This is a genomic window from Streptomyces sp. NPDC003247, assembly GCF_042888135.1.
Taxonomy (GTDB): domain Bacteria; phylum Actinomycetota; class Actinomycetes; order Streptomycetales; family Streptomycetaceae; genus Streptomyces.
Window position 1 is genome coordinate 255,409 of sequence record NZ_JBIAPF010000005.1, and the last position, 15,315, is coordinate 270,723.

General features: G+C 68.3%; 11 protein-coding genes, 2 pseudogenes and 1 CRISPR repeat array. Of the genes and pseudogenes, 3 read left to right on the forward strand and 10 right to left on the reverse strand.

The features are described from left to right. The first annotated feature begins 68 nt into the window (after positions 1 to 68). Positions 69 to 1,223, forward strand: coding sequence for a tyrosine-type recombinase/integrase (locus ACFYWQ_RS18695; RefSeq protein ID WP_389517836.1), 1,155 nt, complete (start codon positions 69 to 71; stop codon positions 1,221 to 1,223). Positions 1,224 to 1,461: 238 nt separating this feature from the next. On the opposite strand, the gene ACFYWQ_RS18700 is transcribed toward ACFYWQ_RS18695, so the two are convergent. The 5 genes and pseudogenes from ACFYWQ_RS18700 to ACFYWQ_RS18720 all read right to left on the reverse strand — a co-directional run. Then, positions 1,462 to 2,592: a tyrosine-type recombinase/integrase gene (locus ACFYWQ_RS18700; RefSeq protein WP_389517838.1), complete on the reverse strand. Its 1,131-nt coding sequence runs from the start codon at positions 2,590 to 2,592 to the stop codon at positions 1,462 to 1,464. Positions 2,593 to 2,701: 109 nt separating this feature from the next. Continuing rightward, positions 2,702 to 2,887, reverse strand: a complete 186-nt coding sequence (locus tag ACFYWQ_RS18705) for a helix-turn-helix domain-containing protein (protein WP_389517840.1) — start codon at positions 2,885 to 2,887, stop codon at positions 2,702 to 2,704. Between the two features lie 576 nt (positions 2,888 to 3,463). Further along, positions 3,464 to 4,587: direct repeats of the CRISPR family, unit length 27 nt; unit sequence AACTACCCCCGCGGGTGCGGGGACGAC. 16 nt (positions 4,588 to 4,603) lie between these two features. Further along, a complete protein-coding gene (locus tag ACFYWQ_RS18710) occupies positions 4,604 to 6,046 on the reverse strand; it encodes an NF041680 family putative transposase (RefSeq protein WP_389517842.1) in 1,443 nt (480 codons plus the stop codon). 136 nt (positions 6,047 to 6,182) lie between these two features. Continuing rightward, positions 6,183 to 6,683, reverse strand: a pseudogene (locus tag ACFYWQ_RS18715) (transposase); the annotation flags it as partial. A 396-nt stretch (positions 6,684 to 7,079) separates the two neighbouring features. Next, positions 7,080 to 7,211, reverse strand: a pseudogene (locus tag ACFYWQ_RS18720) (ATP-binding protein); the annotation flags it as partial. A 200-nt stretch (positions 7,212 to 7,411) separates the two neighbouring features. Here ACFYWQ_RS18720 and ACFYWQ_RS18725 point away from each other — a divergent pair. Continuing rightward, positions 7,412 to 7,870, forward strand: a complete 459-nt coding sequence (locus ACFYWQ_RS18725) for a hypothetical protein (protein ID WP_389517844.1) — start codon at positions 7,412 to 7,414, stop codon at positions 7,868 to 7,870. Positions 7,871 to 8,406: 536 nt separating this feature from the next. Beyond that, the gene (locus ACFYWQ_RS18730) at positions 8,407 to 8,544 is read left to right on the forward strand and encodes a hypothetical protein (RefSeq protein ID WP_389517846.1); all 138 of its coding nucleotides are present in this window, start codon (positions 8,407 to 8,409) and stop codon (positions 8,542 to 8,544) included. A gap of 10 nt (positions 8,545 to 8,554) precedes the next feature. Here the strand turns inward: ACFYWQ_RS18730 and ACFYWQ_RS18735 are convergent, their stop codons facing one another. From ACFYWQ_RS18735 to ACFYWQ_RS18755, 5 genes are all read right to left on the reverse strand, one after another. Then, positions 8,555 to 10,534, reverse strand: a complete 1,980-nt coding sequence (locus tag ACFYWQ_RS18735; RefSeq protein ID WP_389517848.1) for a DUF2264 domain-containing protein — start codon at positions 10,532 to 10,534, stop codon at positions 8,555 to 8,557. Beyond that, positions 10,531 to 11,715, reverse strand: a complete 1,185-nt coding sequence (locus tag ACFYWQ_RS18740; protein ID WP_389517850.1) for a LacI family DNA-binding transcriptional regulator — start codon at positions 11,713 to 11,715, stop codon at positions 10,531 to 10,533. The genes ACFYWQ_RS18735 and ACFYWQ_RS18740 overlap by 4 nt, the downstream gene beginning before the upstream one ends. Beyond that, on the reverse strand, positions 11,712 to 13,361 hold the full coding sequence (locus ACFYWQ_RS18745) for an extracellular solute-binding protein (protein ID WP_389517852.1): 1,650 nt from the start codon (positions 13,359 to 13,361) through the stop codon (positions 11,712 to 11,714). Before ACFYWQ_RS18745 ends, ACFYWQ_RS18740 begins: the two co-directional genes overlap by 4 nt. Positions 13,362 to 13,449: 88 nt before the next feature. Next, positions 13,450 to 14,337 (reverse strand): carbohydrate ABC transporter permease, encoded by an 888-nt coding sequence (locus tag ACFYWQ_RS18750; RefSeq protein WP_389517854.1) that lies wholly within the window; start codon positions 14,335 to 14,337, stop codon positions 13,450 to 13,452. Beyond that, entirely contained in the window at positions 14,334 to 15,188 is an 855-nt protein-coding gene (locus ACFYWQ_RS18755) for an ABC transporter permease (RefSeq protein ID WP_389517856.1), read from the reverse strand. The genes ACFYWQ_RS18750 and ACFYWQ_RS18755 overlap by 4 nt, the downstream gene beginning before the upstream one ends. Positions 15,189 to 15,315 lie beyond the last annotated feature (127 nt).

The window sequence follows — 15,315 nt, forward strand, 5'->3', positions numbered from 1 at the left end:
GTCAACGGCACGTCCGACTGCTCCTGGTCAGCAAAAGGTCAGCATCAGTCGCGAGGAGTCGGTCGGCCGTGGCGCGGGATTCGTTGGTTCGGGGGATGGGCTCGTTCTTCAAGGAGTGCGAGCATCCGCGGTCTCGGTGGTCGAAGTGCCCGCACCCCTACAAGATCCGGTACCGGGCAGCGGCCGGGAACCAGGTCGAGGAGTCGGGGTTCGCGGACCGCGACAAGGCCATCGACCGTTTGACGGAGGTCTACAAGGAGAAGAAGGCGGCGCCGCGATCCCAGTCGAAGGCGGATCGCATCCAGAAGTACGGGGCGATGCGGTTCGAGGAGTACGCCGAGGAGTGGAAGGCCGGGCAACGGCACCTGGCCGTCGCGTCGATGCGGCACCTCGACTCGCTTCTGCAGCACCATCTCTATCCGGCGCTCGCCAGTCGACGGATGCACTCCTTCGACCACAAGGTGGTTGACGGCTTCATTCGCACCATGGAGCGCAACGGCGTGGGACTGGCCACCCAGGCCAACACCTTCGACAAGCTGCGCTCCATCCTTCTCGACGCACACCGGCTCGGCATCTTCCCCGACAACCCGGTAGCCGGCGTCAAGCCGCCGCAGTACGACCCCGCGCGAGCCGTGATCCCGTCCCACGAGCAGTTGCGCGTCATACGCACCGCAGGCGACGACGCCTTCATGCTGATCGTCGACCTGATGAGCGGCTGTGGCCTGCGGAACGGCGAAGCAGCGGCCGTGAACCTCAACAACATCGTTGCTGACGACGTCTACCGGGTCACCGAGCAGGTCATCCTGTCCACCCGGCAGTACGGGCCGCTCAAGCACAGGAAGGCGGGGGAGTACCGCGATGTTCCCCTGCCCGCTCGGGTCAGGGCGACGATCGAGTGGTACGCCGAGACACACGGAACGGTCGACGGCTACTTGCTGCGTCAGCCCACCGACCCCGGCAAGCCGTATCCGCACTGGGGCATGGACAATCAGTGGCGGCGGATCAGGGCGGCGGGCCAAGTGGACATCCCGGAGGGGATGGTGCTCTACGGAAACCGCCACTTCTTCGCGTCGAACTGCTTGAGTAACGGTATTCCGATCACGGACGTCGCCGAGTGGATGGGGCACAAGAGTCTTGACGTCACGTTCAAGATCTATCGGCACTTGATGCCCGGCTCGATCAGTACGGCCGCCAAGGTGCTCAACCTCAACCTGGCTGTCTGAGCAGAGAAGTGCTCGCTACCGCGTGACGAGGGCTCGAACAAGCGCCGCGCAGGGCCACCCCCTGTAGGAGACCGGCTGGATGGGAAGTCGTAGCTTCCGCCGCCTTCCAGTGCCTCCGCGGCCGTTCTGGCGCGGCCCGTGATGGGGGGCGCATGGCTGACGCCGGCAAACGGGAGCGTAGGCCCGCGCAGGGCCCACGGTCGGGTGGATCGTCGCCCCGCTCTGCCAGCAGGTGAGACTAAACGGCGAGGTCCAGGCTAAGGACTCTCGCGGCTTTGCTGACCGTCCCCGGCATCAGGTGGCGGTAAGTTTTGAAGGTAATGGCGATGTTTTTGTGTCCCATCCACTCAGCGACGTCGGTAATGGGTATGCCGTGGGTGAGGCAGTTGGAAGCGAAGAAGTGCCGGAATCCGTAGATCACCATCCCCGGGGGGATGTCCACCTGCGCCTTCCTTTTGATGCGCCGCCACTGATTGCTGAGACAGTAGTGCGGGAACGCGCGGGCTGGATCGCTCGGGTGACGTAGCAGGTAGCCGTTGACCGTGCCGTGCTTGGCCGCGTACCACTCGATGGTCTCCCTGACACGGACTGGCAGAGGCACGTCGCGGTAGTCATTTGCCTTACGGTGCTTGATTGGCGCGTACTCGCCTGTGGTTTGGTTGACCTGCTCTGTGACCCGGTAGACATCGTCTGCCACGATGTTACCGAGGTTGATCGCGGCCGCCTCGCCATTGCGCAGACCACAGCCGCTCATCAGGTCAACGATCAACATGAAGGCGTCGTCGCCGGCAGTGCCTATCCTTCGCAGTTGCTCCGGCGATGGAATGGCTGCGCGCTCGGGGTAGTATTGCGGTGCCTTTATGCCCCGGAGGGGGCTTTCGTCGAACAGGCCCAACCGGTTGGCGTCGAGCAGAACTGCTTTCAGTTTGTCGAAAGCGTTGGACTGGGTGGCCAAACCAACCCCGTTGCGCTCCATGGTCTGGATGAAGCCTTCTACAACCTTGTGATCGAACGTGCTCATCCGCCGGTTGCCCAGCGCGGGAAAGAGGTGGTGCTGTAGCAGGGATTCCAGGTGTCGGAGCGAGCTTGGGCTCAGGTCCCGCTGGTTGGCCTTCCACTCAGTTGCGTATTCCTCGAACCGCATTGCCCCGTAAGTCGAGAGCCGCTGAGCCTGTGACTGCGTTCGCGGACCGGCGGCCTTCTTGTCGTGGTAGATCTCCGTCAGGCGCCCGATTGCCTTTTCCTGGGTTGCGAATCCCGACTCCTCTACCTGCTTCCCTGCCGCCGATCGGTACCGGATCTTGTAGAGGTGTGGGCACTTCGACCACCGGGACTGCGGATGCTCACATGTTTTAAAGAACGAGCCCATTCCGCGAATCAACGAGCGAGACACAGAGGAAGACATCTCCGATCATGTATTGGGCAATGCCTGCAGCGGTAATGCGTAAAATGGTAAGGCTGAGTCGGCAACGTGGTTGCTATGGGATGCGCTGTTGCCTGACCCACGCCTCGATGTCCGACCTTCTAAATCGGATCTTTGCGTTAACGCCTGATCCAAATTTGTAAGGGGCGAGTCCTGCACGTGCCGCATTTTTATAGATCCACGATGCGGACACGTTCAGGAATGTAGCCGTTTCTCGTACGCTCATGAACTGAACTGTCATTTTTCCTCAAGAATCTAGCGCAACACCTCATCGCCCGACTCGACTTGTCGGTGGCGGTTGCAGTTCCATCATCCGGCCCAGCGCCGGTTTGGCTAACCGGCGATTCTCGGCTATGTTGCGGGCTGCTGATTGCTGCCGTAGGTGAAGACTGGACAGCGCTGGTCAGGCTTCACGCCAGCGCGGAACCAGCTCGGGCTCCTGGCCCGGAGGACTACGTTGTGAAGTTGTCCAGCTAGTGGCCTAGACCTGTGGTGATTCGACAACGCCCGTGGCCGACCCGGGCAGTTACGTCTTTCAGGGTCTTTCACGGGCGTGCCGTCTTATACGGTCGGTTCTCCCCACGCGCTCTTCAGCGGCACGGATACGCCCCAGATTCTCCCCAGGCAGGGCCGTCATTACCGGCGACAACGCGGAGAAGCCCGCCACTGCGGCAGACGCGCTGAGTGACTGCCGTGGGCCGGGCGCTTCGTCGGGCAGCTTCGCTGCGGTCAGCTGTTCCGGAAAAGACCAGTCAACGCCGTGACCTGCCCCGTCCGGCCGTCGCAGGTCATTTGGCCTGGACGAATGACTTTTCGACTGTTTCACGCTCGGGTGCGGGGACGACGGCCGGTCGCGCGTCCTGGGGGGAAGTGCCCCGGGAAGTACCCCTGCGGGTGCGGGGACGACGACCCTGGAGTCCAGGTGCTCATCGACGCGGAACTACCCCCGCGGGTGCGGGGACGACGAGGCGTAGCCGTTGTTCGTCGTCGCGCGCGTCGAACTACCCCCGCGGGTGCGGGGACGACACGCCGGCCTTGCCCGCGGCAGTCCGAGCCGCCGAACTACCCCCGCGGGTGCGGGGACGACCCGTCCAGCCGCACCGCGCACTCGACCCCGGCCGAACTCCCCCCGCGGGTGCGGGGACGACCATGACGCGTACGTGGCCTCCGTCACCTGCGAGGAACTACCCCCGCGGGTGCGGGGACGACCTGACTCCGTAGACGCTCATGCGCTGTTCTCCCGGACTACCCCCGCGGGTGCGGGGACGACACGATGACCGCGTACACGAATCTGCGGACTGCGGAACTACCCCCGCAGGTGCGGGGACGACCCCTCCGAGGTGATCGTGGATGAGGGCCGGAGAGAACTACCCCCGCGGGTGCGGGGACGACAGCAGCTACGGCACGTTCGTCGCGCCGACGAAGGAACTACCCCCGCGGGTGCGGGGACGACGCGCAGGCGCTGCACAGGTCGACGAGCTGGCGGAAACTACCCCCGCGGGTGCGGGGACGACCCCGCGCGGAGGAGCAGGTCTGATGAGCACCAGGAACTACCCCCGCGGGTGCGGGGACGACGCGCCGATCAGTGTGGGGCCGACCTCGTAGAGCGAACTACCCCCGCAGGTGCGGGGACGACCCCCGCGAACGGCGGGACGCCTCGGTCATCCCGGAACTACCCCCGCGGGTGCGGGGACGACTCCGCCGGGTCCTTCAACCAGCGGATGTCCACCGAACTACCCCCGCGGGTGTGGGGACGACGGGCGGCAGCAGCCCCCCGGCAACCTCATCCAGGAACTACCCCCGCGGGTGCGGGGACGACACGGTAGCCGCGGGGACTGACAGGGTGCCAGGGGAACTACCCCCGCGGGTGCGGGGACGACTACGAGGTGGGCGCCGTCGCGGTCTACGAGGACGAACTACCCCCGCGGGTGCGGGGACGACCTAGCTTGTTCTTTATCTACCAAGATCTGCCGGGCTTGCCGATGGCCTTGAGGGTCTCGGGGCGTTTGACGGTCTTGCCGACGTCGTAGCGGGGTGCCCGGTATTTGTTCTTGGCGCCGGGCGGGCGTCCGGGGCCGGTGCCGCGAGGTTTGGGAACACGGGCGGGACAGGCGAGGTGGGCTCGGATGTTCCTGAACCCCCGGCGGACCCTGGCCGGGGTGAGCCGGTCCGAGGCGGTGGGCTTCTCCCAGGGCCGGCGGAGGTCCACAGCGAGAAGGCGAGCGAGCCGGAGCTGGGTGTGGGCGATGATCAGGATCCAGGTCCAGCGGTCCGCCGCCTCGGGAGTACGGAGTTTCGGAGTGGTCCAGCCCAGGGTCTGCTTCGCGAAGCGGAAGGTGTGCTCCAGATCGAAGCGGCGGAGAAACGCCTGCCAGAAACGGTCCACATCGTCCGGAGTGGCGCCGGTCTTGGAAGACCACAACCACACCGGCGGGGCATCCCGTCCCTTCGACAGGTACTCGACCTTCAACCGCATCAACGTCCCCTCGACCAAGGGAAGTTCACCGTCGTGGTCGAGCCATGAGTAGCGGTGAGTGAGCCGGGGATGGACCCGGTCCCATGCCTGTGTTTCGGCCTTGCCGTAGTTGCTGGTGTCGGTGACGGTGGTGATCGCGGGCTCGGGCCAGGTCTCCGGCTTGGTGAAGCGGAACTCCGGGCCGTGCTTGGGCGGCCGACCGTTCGTCCCGGGCAGCCGGACCGGCTTCGGCAAGCGCATGACGCGGTCGGAGCGAACTCGGCCGACCAGCTCGACCGGCAGGTCGCGCAGGACCCAGGCCAGGCGGGTGACGTCGTAGCCCGCGTCCATGACGATCACGATGGCCGGGTCCCCGGCACGCCACTGGCCTGCGACGATGAGCCGCTCGACGACACCCCTCACCTGGGCTGCGGTGATCGCGGTCGCGTCGTCCGCCGGGCCGAGCCGGACCGCGTCCAGGATCGCGGTCCAGGACGTGGAACCCGGCTCCAGCACGGCAACGAAGGAGTAGGGCCAGCCCGGAATGAACTGCGAGGCCGTCTTCGCACGGCCGTAAACATGGCAGAACAGCCGCTCCGCCGAGCACGGCGCGTTCGAGCGCAGCCACGGCGACACGTCGACCGCCAGGACCAGGCGCCCGCCGTCGAAACGCGGCAGCGACAGTCCGGCCAGCACGGTCCGGAGCCGGCCGACGTCGATCCGGCCGTGGTTCAGGCCGCCGTGCATCGCTCCGTGCCCACGACGATGCTCGGGCAGCAGCGTCAGGTCCACCGGGGACTTCACCGCGCCGTCCGCACACAGCACCGCGTCCGCCAGCTCGAACAGCTCGTCACGCCGGGCGGTCAGACACTCGTAGAACTCGCCCCGGAAGCGTGACGCTTCCGCGAAGGCTTCCCGCCGGACAGCATCAGACAGCAGACTCATCCTCACGGCCTTCGTCGTGGTCACGTGCGCCTTGGTCGGAGCACATGATCAGACGAAGGCCGCCCCCACGTCCGGCAAACCCCCAGGTGAGCGACCCAGTACGAGACGTCGTTCGAGGCCGGAAGAAAAAGAACAAGCTCTTGGAGATGGTCGGGTAGGTCTTCTTGGCCTGGTCGAGGAGCTGGATTCCGACGGCGTTCTCGGACAGGCTCGCGGCGGTGACAGTCACGGCGAGGATGAGTCCGATCGTGTCGGTGAGGATGCCCCGTTTCCTGCCGACGATCTTCTTGGCGGCGTCGGTTCCTTGGCTGGTCAGGGGCACGTTGGTGGAGATCTTCACACTCTGGGTGTCGATCACGGAAGCGGTCGGCTCGGGCTTGCGGCCTTCCTTCACGCGGGCCAGACCGGTCAGGTCGTAGTTGAGCTGGGCGAGGATTCCCTCGTCGCGCCAGGCGGCGTAGTAGGCGTAGACACTGCCGTGGTTGGGGAAGTCGTGCGGGAGGTATTTCCAGGGGATTCCGGTGCGGTTGATGTAGAGGAGTGCGTTGAATACGTCGCGCAGGTCGACCTTGGTCGGCTGCCCGGTGGGCCTGCGGTCGAGCCGAGCCTTTCTCCAGGCCGTCAACGTCGGCTCGATTAACTCCTCGACATCGCCACCGTCCTGTCCTCCGCATCGCCCACACCGAACCCGGCGGCTACGAGGAATTCGCCCGCGCCTACCTGGACGGCTACACCCAGGTGCGCCCCTTGGCCCACCGACTTCTCCCGCCTCCTGGAGCCCTACCTCCTCCTGCGCGACGTCCAGATCCTGAACTTCGTCACCACCGCGCCCCCGTGAACGCCGGCGTCCGTTCCTGGGGGCCGCGCCGTGTCGCCGGCATCCTGGCGAACATGCAGGCATACCTGGAGGGACACCCCTACCCGGGCGCTCTCGGACAGCGGACCGCTGCGTACCGCTCTCAACCCGATGGCCAAAGACACCGCCCCCGCACCACGTCACTCGCCTCCCGCCCCTGGCAACGCCGGGGGCGTCCAGCTCGTTCACCAGCTTCGTGGCGAGGGTGCAGCGGTCGCGGTATCCCTTCATGGCGGCCTCGGATCCCAGGGCGATGAGCATGTGAGACCTGCCGGTGCCGGAGTCGCCGGTCAGGCGCAGCGGCTGGCTCCAGGCTCACGCGGCCCGCTGTTCCCCACCGGCCGCAAGGCTCCGGCCGGACGTTCGAACCGCGCCCGAACGGTCTAGTCCGTCATCCGGTCAGCCGCATCTGTCCCTCTTGCGGTAGCCGACTGTGCCTCGAGGTGAGAGATCTGTCTGTAGCGCCCGACCCCCACCCGACGCCCTCCGTGAGAGAGGAAGTCCCGCCCATGACTTCGATCCCGGTCAAGCCCGGCAGGTACAAGATCCACGCCCACATCATCGGCCCCACCAGCCTGGTGACCGCCACCGAGTACGCCGTCAAGCACGGTGCCCCCGTTATCACCGACCGCTTGAACCCGCTGCCGATCGAGCAGGAGTGGGTCATCGACTACCCCGAGGCCGGGCAAGAGCCCGAACCAGCGTCACCGTACGTGATCCACCTCGCCTATCACAACGCCGCAGGTCTCGTCGTCACCGAGGACAAGCTCTGGGTCAACGGCGTGCCGCGCACCGAATGGGCGAAGTTCACCTTCGAGCCGGTCATCGGCGGAGTCAAGATCCTTTCGGACAAGGGCCTCAGCCTGCGCGCCGGACACCGCGGCGCCCAGATCGTACTCACCACACCCCAGCCCGAGTTCCAGGAGACCTGGACCCTGGAGTACGTGGGCCCGATCGTCACGGAGTAACACGGGACCGTGGGGGGCCGGCGGTCGCACCGCCGGCCCCCCATCCCGCGTTCTCTCCCGAAAGCCGGCGGTTCAGCAGTTTCGTACCAGGCCCAACTGGTGCCCTTGCGCACCGGGTGCGCTGCGTCGGCATCGTTCCGGTCGGCGTAGGCGGTTTCGTTCGGATCAGCCGGTTGTCGGTCCGGGTATGCCGTTGACCGCGCGCAGTGGGCGCGGATCGAGCCCCCTGCCCCCCGGACCGGAGTCCGTCCGTACGCCGAAGGCGGGCCGTCAGGCCGTCTCCGCCGCCGTGCAGCCGACCTGATGACCGCGGACGTCCACGCGCTTCCCGGTGACGGCCCCGTGACGTTCGGCGCCGACTGCGACGGAACCAGCCGACGAGGAAACCGTTGGCGTTCTGCGTCCCCGCGGCGAACACCAGGCCCGCACCCGTGAAAGGCTCAGCTACTGATGCCGCGAGCCGCCTGTTCCCGGTGACGTCTGACGGTCACGCGCAGCAGCGTCAGCGGCGTCCCATAGGTTCGTGGAACAAGCCGGTGAGCGCCACGTCCCAGACAGCCATCTTTTCGCCGGGCACCTGGCAGGCCGACGACGGCCGGATCGCCGAAGGACCGACGATATCCACGGTCGACGCCCCGCCGGCCCGGCTGCCGTGGTTGTGCCGCATCGCCTGACCGCGACGCCTCATCCCTCCGACGGCCCCGGCAGACGACACGACGGCGCCTTCTCGCGCCGGCCGTCGGGGAAGGAGACCTCGACCGAGCCGTCCGGAGCGAGCCGCGCGGCGCAGCCGCGCCACAGGGCGTCCTGGTCACCAAGCAGCGCCGGGTCCTTCGTGAGGACGACGAGTGTCGCCAGGACGTGCGTGCCGCCGGGATGGCGGGCGAGGGTGAGCGTCGGCACGGCCGAGTGGTCGCCGTAGGCGTTGAGGCCGTTGCCCCGGACGACGTCCCCTTCGGGCAGTACGGCGTCCCCGCTCCACCCCAGGAGTCCCCTCAGCACGCTCGTCAGGCCGTCGGCACGGCGCACCAGTGCCCGGCCGGGACTCGTCTCGGCAGTGCAGGGGGAGCCGTCGGCCACGGACCAGCCGCTCTCCCGGATCGTGCTGCCGGCCGCCGCCCGGACGTGGTGAATCCGTATCTCCCACGGTCCGTGTACCACGCTCACGGTCGAGATGCGCCCAGTCGCGTGACCCAACGCGTCCGGGTCCTCGGCTTCGTGCCAGGAGCCGGCCGACCGGCCCGTGAGGTGGAGCGGGTGGATACGGCGGCGCAGTGAGGCTCCGGTGGGCCCCAGGACGGCGATGTGGTGGTCAGCGACGACGGGTGTGTCGTCGGGTGGTGTCTGTGGAGCCGTCGCCGTGGAGTAGGCGAGCCGGGTGTAGTGCGGACTGGTGGGAAGAGCGGCGGGCGGTGGTGGCTGGCGGTCGCTGCCGTGGTTCACCAGGCGGACGATGCCGTCGGCGGCGGTGGAGTGCAGCAGCCATCCGGGGCCGGGCAGGGCGAGCACACGGTCGGCGGTGTCCACCGGGCCCGGCTCCTCCGCGGCCGTCCAGACGGGGTGGTCGGCGGGCAGCAGCAGACCGAGGAACGCCTTGCTCGCCCAGTAGGGGGAGGCCGGCCCGCTGTACGGCTGGGTCGCCGGGAGATAGGTGCCGTACCAGCCCAGCGTCAGCAGTCCCTTGTCGTCGGGGACGCCGTGGTCGGTGAAGTGCTTGAGGGCTCCCGACGCCAGCCGGCGGGTGCGGCCGGGCGGCAGCGGAGTGGCGCCCGTCAGCGCGCCGGCCCACAGGGGTGCGGCGGTGGCGTACCGGTAGGTGAGGGAGCGTCCCTGATGGACGGGAGCGCCGTCGGAGCCGAAGAAGTACTGGTGGGTCTCCAGGAAGGCGCGCAGCCGCTCGCGGTGGGTCGTCACCAGGCCGGGGTCGGCGCGCGGGCCGGCGATGCGCGCCCACAGCGCGGGGTAGAGGTGCAGGGCGAAGGCGTTGTAGTAGTCGAACTTCCGGCCGTCGCCGTCGGTGTACCAGCCGTCCCCGCGGTACCAGTCGTCCAGCCGGGCCAGGCCGGCGTCGATCTCGGAACGCCGGTACGGGGCGCCGACCGAGGCGAGGAACTCCTCGGCGATGACCTGGAAGAGGCGCCAGTTCGAGTCGTTGGCGGTGGCGCCGACGAAACCGCCCAGCCAGGCGGCGGTGTTGTGGCGTACCCGGTCGTCGAGGCGGTCCCAGAGCCAGGGGCGGGTCTCGTGCAGGGCGATGGCGACGGAGGCGGCCTCGACCATGGGCTGGGCGCGGTCGGTGACGGGCGGCCAGTGCTCGGGGTGGTCGGGGTCGGTGCCGGCGGCCAGTCCGGCTGCGTAGCGTTCGAGCAGGCCCGTGACGGTGGTGCTGCCGGGCTGGTCGCGGCCGTCGGCGCCGGCGATGCGGAAGGCGGCCAGCAGGAAGGAGCGGGCGTAGCCCTCGACACCGTCGGACCAGGCGCCGGAGTGGCCGGTGCGGCCGGGCAGCCGGTACTGGGCGAGGCCGGGGGAGGCGTACGGGAGCAGGGCGTCGAGCAGGCGGTCGGCCATGGCCTCCCAGTGGGCGCGGGTGTAGCCGGTGTGGGGCGACAGCACGTGGTCGGTCGCGGGCAGGAGGCGGGTGTCGGCCGCGGGGTGGGGGGTCATACCGGTGTGTGTCCTCCGAGGGGCCGTGCCGGCACCGGCACGGACGTGCTGTCAGGGATGGGCTCCGGTGGGTCGCCGGCCGGGCCTGGTGCGGCGCGGGGCGGTCCGACGCTTTCGCGTACCACGATGTGGGTGCCGAGTACGTGATAGGTCCCGGGTGTCTCGTGGGGGTCGCGCAGGGCCAGGCGTACGGCGGCCCGGCCCAGTTCGGCGGCGGGAGTGTGGACGGTGGTCAGAGGTGTACTGAGGTCCTCGGCCAGCGGGGTGTCGTTGTAGCCGACGAGGGAGACGTCCTCGGGGACGCGCAGGCCCGCGTCGGTCAGCGCCCGCAGTGCTCCGGCGGCGACCATGTCGTCCCCGGCGAAGACCGCGGTGAAGTCGTGCCCTCCTTCGAGCAGTTCGGTCATGGCGCGCTGCCCGGCGTCCCTGCCGAGTCCGCAGTCGACGACGTGTGCCGCCTCGGGTGGCAGGCCGTGCCGGGCCAGCGCCGTGCGGTAGCCGGCCACGCGGGCGTCCAGGGCGGTGTTCCCGGGCAGTCCGCCCAGGAAGACGATGCGGCGGTGCCCGGCCGAGAGCAGGTGGCTGGTGATCGCGCGGGCACCGGCCTCGTTGTCGAAGACGATCACCAGCGCGGGCAGGTTCGGGTCGGGCGACGGCCGGCCGCACAGCACCAGACGCGAGCCCACGGCGTCCAGTGCGTGTGCGTATTGAGTGATGCGGGCACGGTAGGCGTCGTCCTCGACGACGCCGCCGACCAGGACGACGACGCGGGCACCCTCCTCTCTCATGAGCTGTACGAAGTCGAGTTCTCGCTGGGGGTCGCCGCCGGTGGTGCCGACCAGGCACAGCCAGCCGTTCTCCGCGGCCTCCGCTTCGATGCCCTCCGCTACCTGGGCGTAGAAGGGGCTGGTGACCTGACGCAGGACGACGGCGACCATGGCGCGACCGCCGCCGACCAGGGCGCGGGCGTGCGGGTTGGCGACGTAGTCCAGGGCCCGTGCGGCGCGCATGACCTTGGCCCGTGTCGCGGGCGGGACGGGGTACTTGCCGGTCAGCACGCGGGAGACGGTGGCCGGGGAGACACCGGCCCGCTCGGCGACGGTACGGATCGTGACGCGACCCGTGCCCGGTGCCTTCCTCCGCGCAGTCCTCGGCTGACCGTGTGCACCTGGGGCGCTCATGCGTTGGCGGCGTACTCCTTCGCGTACTCCTCCGCGATCTTGTCCCCGCCCCGGGAGCGCCAGTTCTTCAGAGTGGCGTCGAGGTCGGACAGGGGCGCCCGGCCGGCGATGACGGCGGTGATCGTGTCACCGATCATCTGGTCGAGGGTGGCTCCCTGAGTCGCGTCGGTGGCCGACTGCAGTCCGTAGGACGCGTTGCGGATGGCGAGCGGGACCACCTTCTGCTGCCAGGTGTGCAGAGCCTGCACCGCCTCTGGCCGCCCGGGGACGAAGAGGACCTGGGGGCCCTCGGCCAGGTAGCGGAAGGGCAGGTTGGTGATGTTCTCCACCTCGCCGAGCTTGGTGTACTGCGGTGAGCCGTCCTTGCCGCGGGTGAAGTGCGTGCCCTCCACGCCGTAGTGGACCAGTTCGTACTCCTTGGTGCCGAACGGCGCGGCGAGGTAGTCCAGGAGGCGCAGGAGCATCTGGATGCGCTCCTTCTTGGCCTTCTTCAGGATCGTGTATCCGAAGGAGCGGCGGGCGCCGATGATGCCACCGGACTCGCCGTTCACCCCGTACGGCAGGGCGGGGGTGGGTGTCAGGAGGCCCTCGGAGTCGTTGTAGAGGGTGGTGTAGGCGCCGAAGCCGTTCTGCATGGATCCGACGGTGCCGTTGAGCCACAGGGTCTGGAGGTCCGGAGTGGACATCGAGGTGGCGTCGGGGTGGTAGGAGCCCTGCTTGCGCAGCTGTGCCTGGAAGGCGACGGCCGCCTTGTACCGCTCGTCGAGGTACTGCGAGTGGAAGGTGCCGTTCTTGTCCACCGCCCACTCCACGGGGGCGCGGTGGGCGGCGACGTGCCAGCCGTTGCCGAAGCCCGACCCGGCGGACGCGCCCAGCGCGTACTTCTTCCCCCCGGTGGCCGCCTTGGCGACACCGGCGAAGTCGTCGCTGGTCCAGCCGTCCTTCATGCCCGCGTCGGTGAACATCTGCTGGTTGAGCCACAGGGTGGAGCCGGGCAGCGGGCGCTCCAGCGGGATGCCGTAGATACGGCCGCCGATGCGGCCCATGTCGCTCCACGCGTGCGTGGGGATGTTCGCCAGGTTGGGGTAGTCGGCGACCGCGTCGCCCGACAGGAACGGGGACAGGTCCTCGGCCCGGCGCTGCACGAACTGCGTCTCGCGGGGCAGGGCGAAGCCGGAGAAGACGTTGATGATGTCGGGCAGCGAGTCGGGGTCGCCGGCCATCACCGTGGCCATCTTCTTCTGGTAGTCGCCCTGCGGGATGACCGTGTACTCGATCTTGACGCCGAGCGCCTTCTCCACGGCCCGCCAGAACTGGTTCTCGCTGCTGCCCTTGGGCGGAGTGCCGAAGGTGACCGACATGACCTTGACCGTGGAGCCGTCACCGGGCGTGCGGGACACCGACGTGGTGAGGTCAGCGGGGTAGGAGGTGTAGCCGGCCTGGACGCCTTCGTCGGTGGGGGCCAGGTCGGGCTTGACCCCTGTCGCCGGTGTGTAGGCGGGCCACGGGGCTAGCTCCTTGCCCGCGTTGGAGACGTCCCCGTCGTCCGAGCCGGAGGAGCAGGCGGTGAGCAGGCCGGGGACGGACAGGGCGGCCGCGGTGACCGCGGTGGAGCGCAGGAGTGTGCGCCGGGAGATCTTGGGCATGGTGGTTCGACCTCTCTGGTGAGGTGCGTCGAGGAAGAGGGAGGGGTGGAACGTTTCACCGACGGGCGTGGGCTGAGGCGGCTCGCGTTCAGCTCTTGATGGCGCCGGTGAGCACACCCTTGGTGAAGTACTTCTGCAGGAAGGGATAGACGAGCAGGATCGGTACGGTGGCCAGCACCAGGACTGCCATCTGGATGGTCTGCGGTGCGTTCACCGTGCCCTCGCCGGTGGTGGTGTCGGTCAGGCCGAGACCGGAGACGACGTAGGTGCGCAGCACCTGTTGCAGCGGCCAGTGGTCGCTCTCCAGGTAGAGCGAGGCGTAGAACCAGGAGTTCCAGTACGCCACCGCGTAGAAGAGGCCGACGACCGCGAGGGCCGCCTTGGAGAGGGGCAGCACGATCGTCCACAGCACGCGCAGGTCTCCGGCTCCGTCGAGCCGGGCGGCCTCGTACAGCTCCTCCGGGATGCCCTGGAAGAATCCGCGCAGCACGACGAGGTTGAAGACGTTCACGAGTACGGGCAGGACGAGCGAGGAGTAACTGTCCAGCAGGCCCAGCTCCTTGACCAGCAGGAAGCTGGGGATCATGCCGGGCGGGAAGAGGAACGTGAACAGGACGAGCAGCAGCACCGGTGTGCCGCCGAACACGCCGGGGCGGGACAGCGCGTAGGCGAGCGTGACGGTGCAGACGAGGCTGAGCAGCGTGCCGACGAGCGTGACGCCGGCGCTGACGGCGAGGGCGTCGGTGACGATACCGCCGTCGAGGATGTCCTGGTACGCCTTCAGTGTCGGCTCGGTCGGCCACAGCACCCAGCCTCCGTTGTCGACCACCTCCTGCTGTGAGGCGAGCGACGTCGACACGATGACGAGGAACGGCACGCACACCAGCGCGACGACCGCGACGAGGGCGAGGGCCTTGGCGACCTGGGTGACGGGCTTCGGCTTCTCCATCCAGCCGGGCCTGATCTGGGCGCTCACCGGTAGACCCCCTGTTCGCCGAGGCGGTGCGCGACCTTGTTCGCCGCGTAGACGAGGACGGCGCCGATGACGCCCTTGAACAGACCGGCCGCGGCGGCGTATCCGTAGTCACCGCCGACGACGCCCTGGTAGTAGACGAAGGTGTCGATGATCTCGGCGGCCTGCGGTCCGACCGCGTCGCGTTGCAGCAGCATCTGCTCGAAGCCGACGGAGAGGATGTCCCCGAGCCGCATGATGAGCAGCAGCACGATCACGGGGCGGATGGCGGGCAGGGTGACGTGCCAGAAACGGCGCCAGGGGCCCGCGCCGTCGATGGCCGCGGCCTCGTACTGCTGCTCGTCGACCTGGGAGAGGGCGGCGAGGAAGATGATGGTGCCCCAGCCGGCGTCCTTCCAGACCACCTGGGCGACCACCAGCGGCTTGAAGGCGTCCGGGTTGCCGATGATGTCCACCGTGCTCAGTCCGGCGTCCCCCAGGTAACCGTTCAGCATGCCCGTGTCGCCCAGCACTTGCTGGAACAGGGCGACGACGATCACCCACGAGATGAAGTGCGGCAGGTAGGCCACCGACTGCACGAATCGCCGCACGGTGGACCAGGTCAGACTGTGCAGGAGCAGGGCGAGGGCCAGCGGGACGGGGAAGTAGAAGACGATCTGGAGGACGGCGATCCAGAGGGTGTTGAGGACGGCGTCCCAGAACGCCGTGTCCGAGAACATGCGCTGGAAGTTGTCGAGGCCGACCCAGGGACTGCCCCAGATGCCGTCGAACGGTATGTACTCCTTGAACGCGATGAGGTTGCCGGCCAGCGCCCCGTAGTGGAACACCAGAAAGTACGCGATTCCCGGAACCATCAGCCAGAACAGGGTCCGGCCGCGGCGGGAGGTTGAGCGGTTGTGCTTGGTCGAAGCGCCTGACGGGTGACGGGAAGGGCGGCTTGCCGTCGATTTCCCTGGGCGCTCACGTAGCAGGGCTGCCACG

Excerpts from the sequence above, each read along its gene's own strand:
- ACFYWQ_RS18700 (WP_389517838.1), bottom strand. The coding sequence starts at position 2,592 with ATGGGCTCGTTCTTTAAAACATGTGAGCATCCGCAGTCCCGGTGGTCG.
- ACFYWQ_RS18705 (WP_389517840.1), bottom strand. The coding sequence starts at position 2,887 with ATGACAGTTCAGTTCATGAGCGTACGAGAAACGGCTACATTCCTGAAC.
- ACFYWQ_RS18710 (WP_389517842.1), bottom strand. The coding sequence starts at position 6,046 with ATGAGTCTGCTGTCTGATGCTGTCCGGCGGGAAGCCTTCGCGGAAGCG.
- ACFYWQ_RS18725 (WP_389517844.1), top strand. The coding sequence starts at position 7,412 with ATGACTTCGATCCCGGTCAAGCCCGGCAGGTACAAGATCCACGCCCAC.
- ACFYWQ_RS18735 (WP_389517848.1), bottom strand. The coding sequence starts at position 10,534 with ATGACCCCCCACCCCGCGGCCGACACCCGCCTCCTGCCCGCGACCGAC.
- ACFYWQ_RS18740 (WP_389517850.1), bottom strand. The coding sequence starts at position 11,715 with ATGAGCGCCCCAGGTGCACACGGTCAGCCGAGGACTGCGCGGAGGAAG.
- ACFYWQ_RS18745 (WP_389517852.1), bottom strand. The coding sequence starts at position 13,361 with ATGCCCAAGATCTCCCGGCGCACACTCCTGCGCTCCACCGCGGTCACC.
- ACFYWQ_RS18755 (WP_389517856.1), bottom strand. The coding sequence starts at position 15,188 with ATGGTTCCGGGAATCGCGTACTTTCTGGTGTTCCACTACGGGGCGCTG.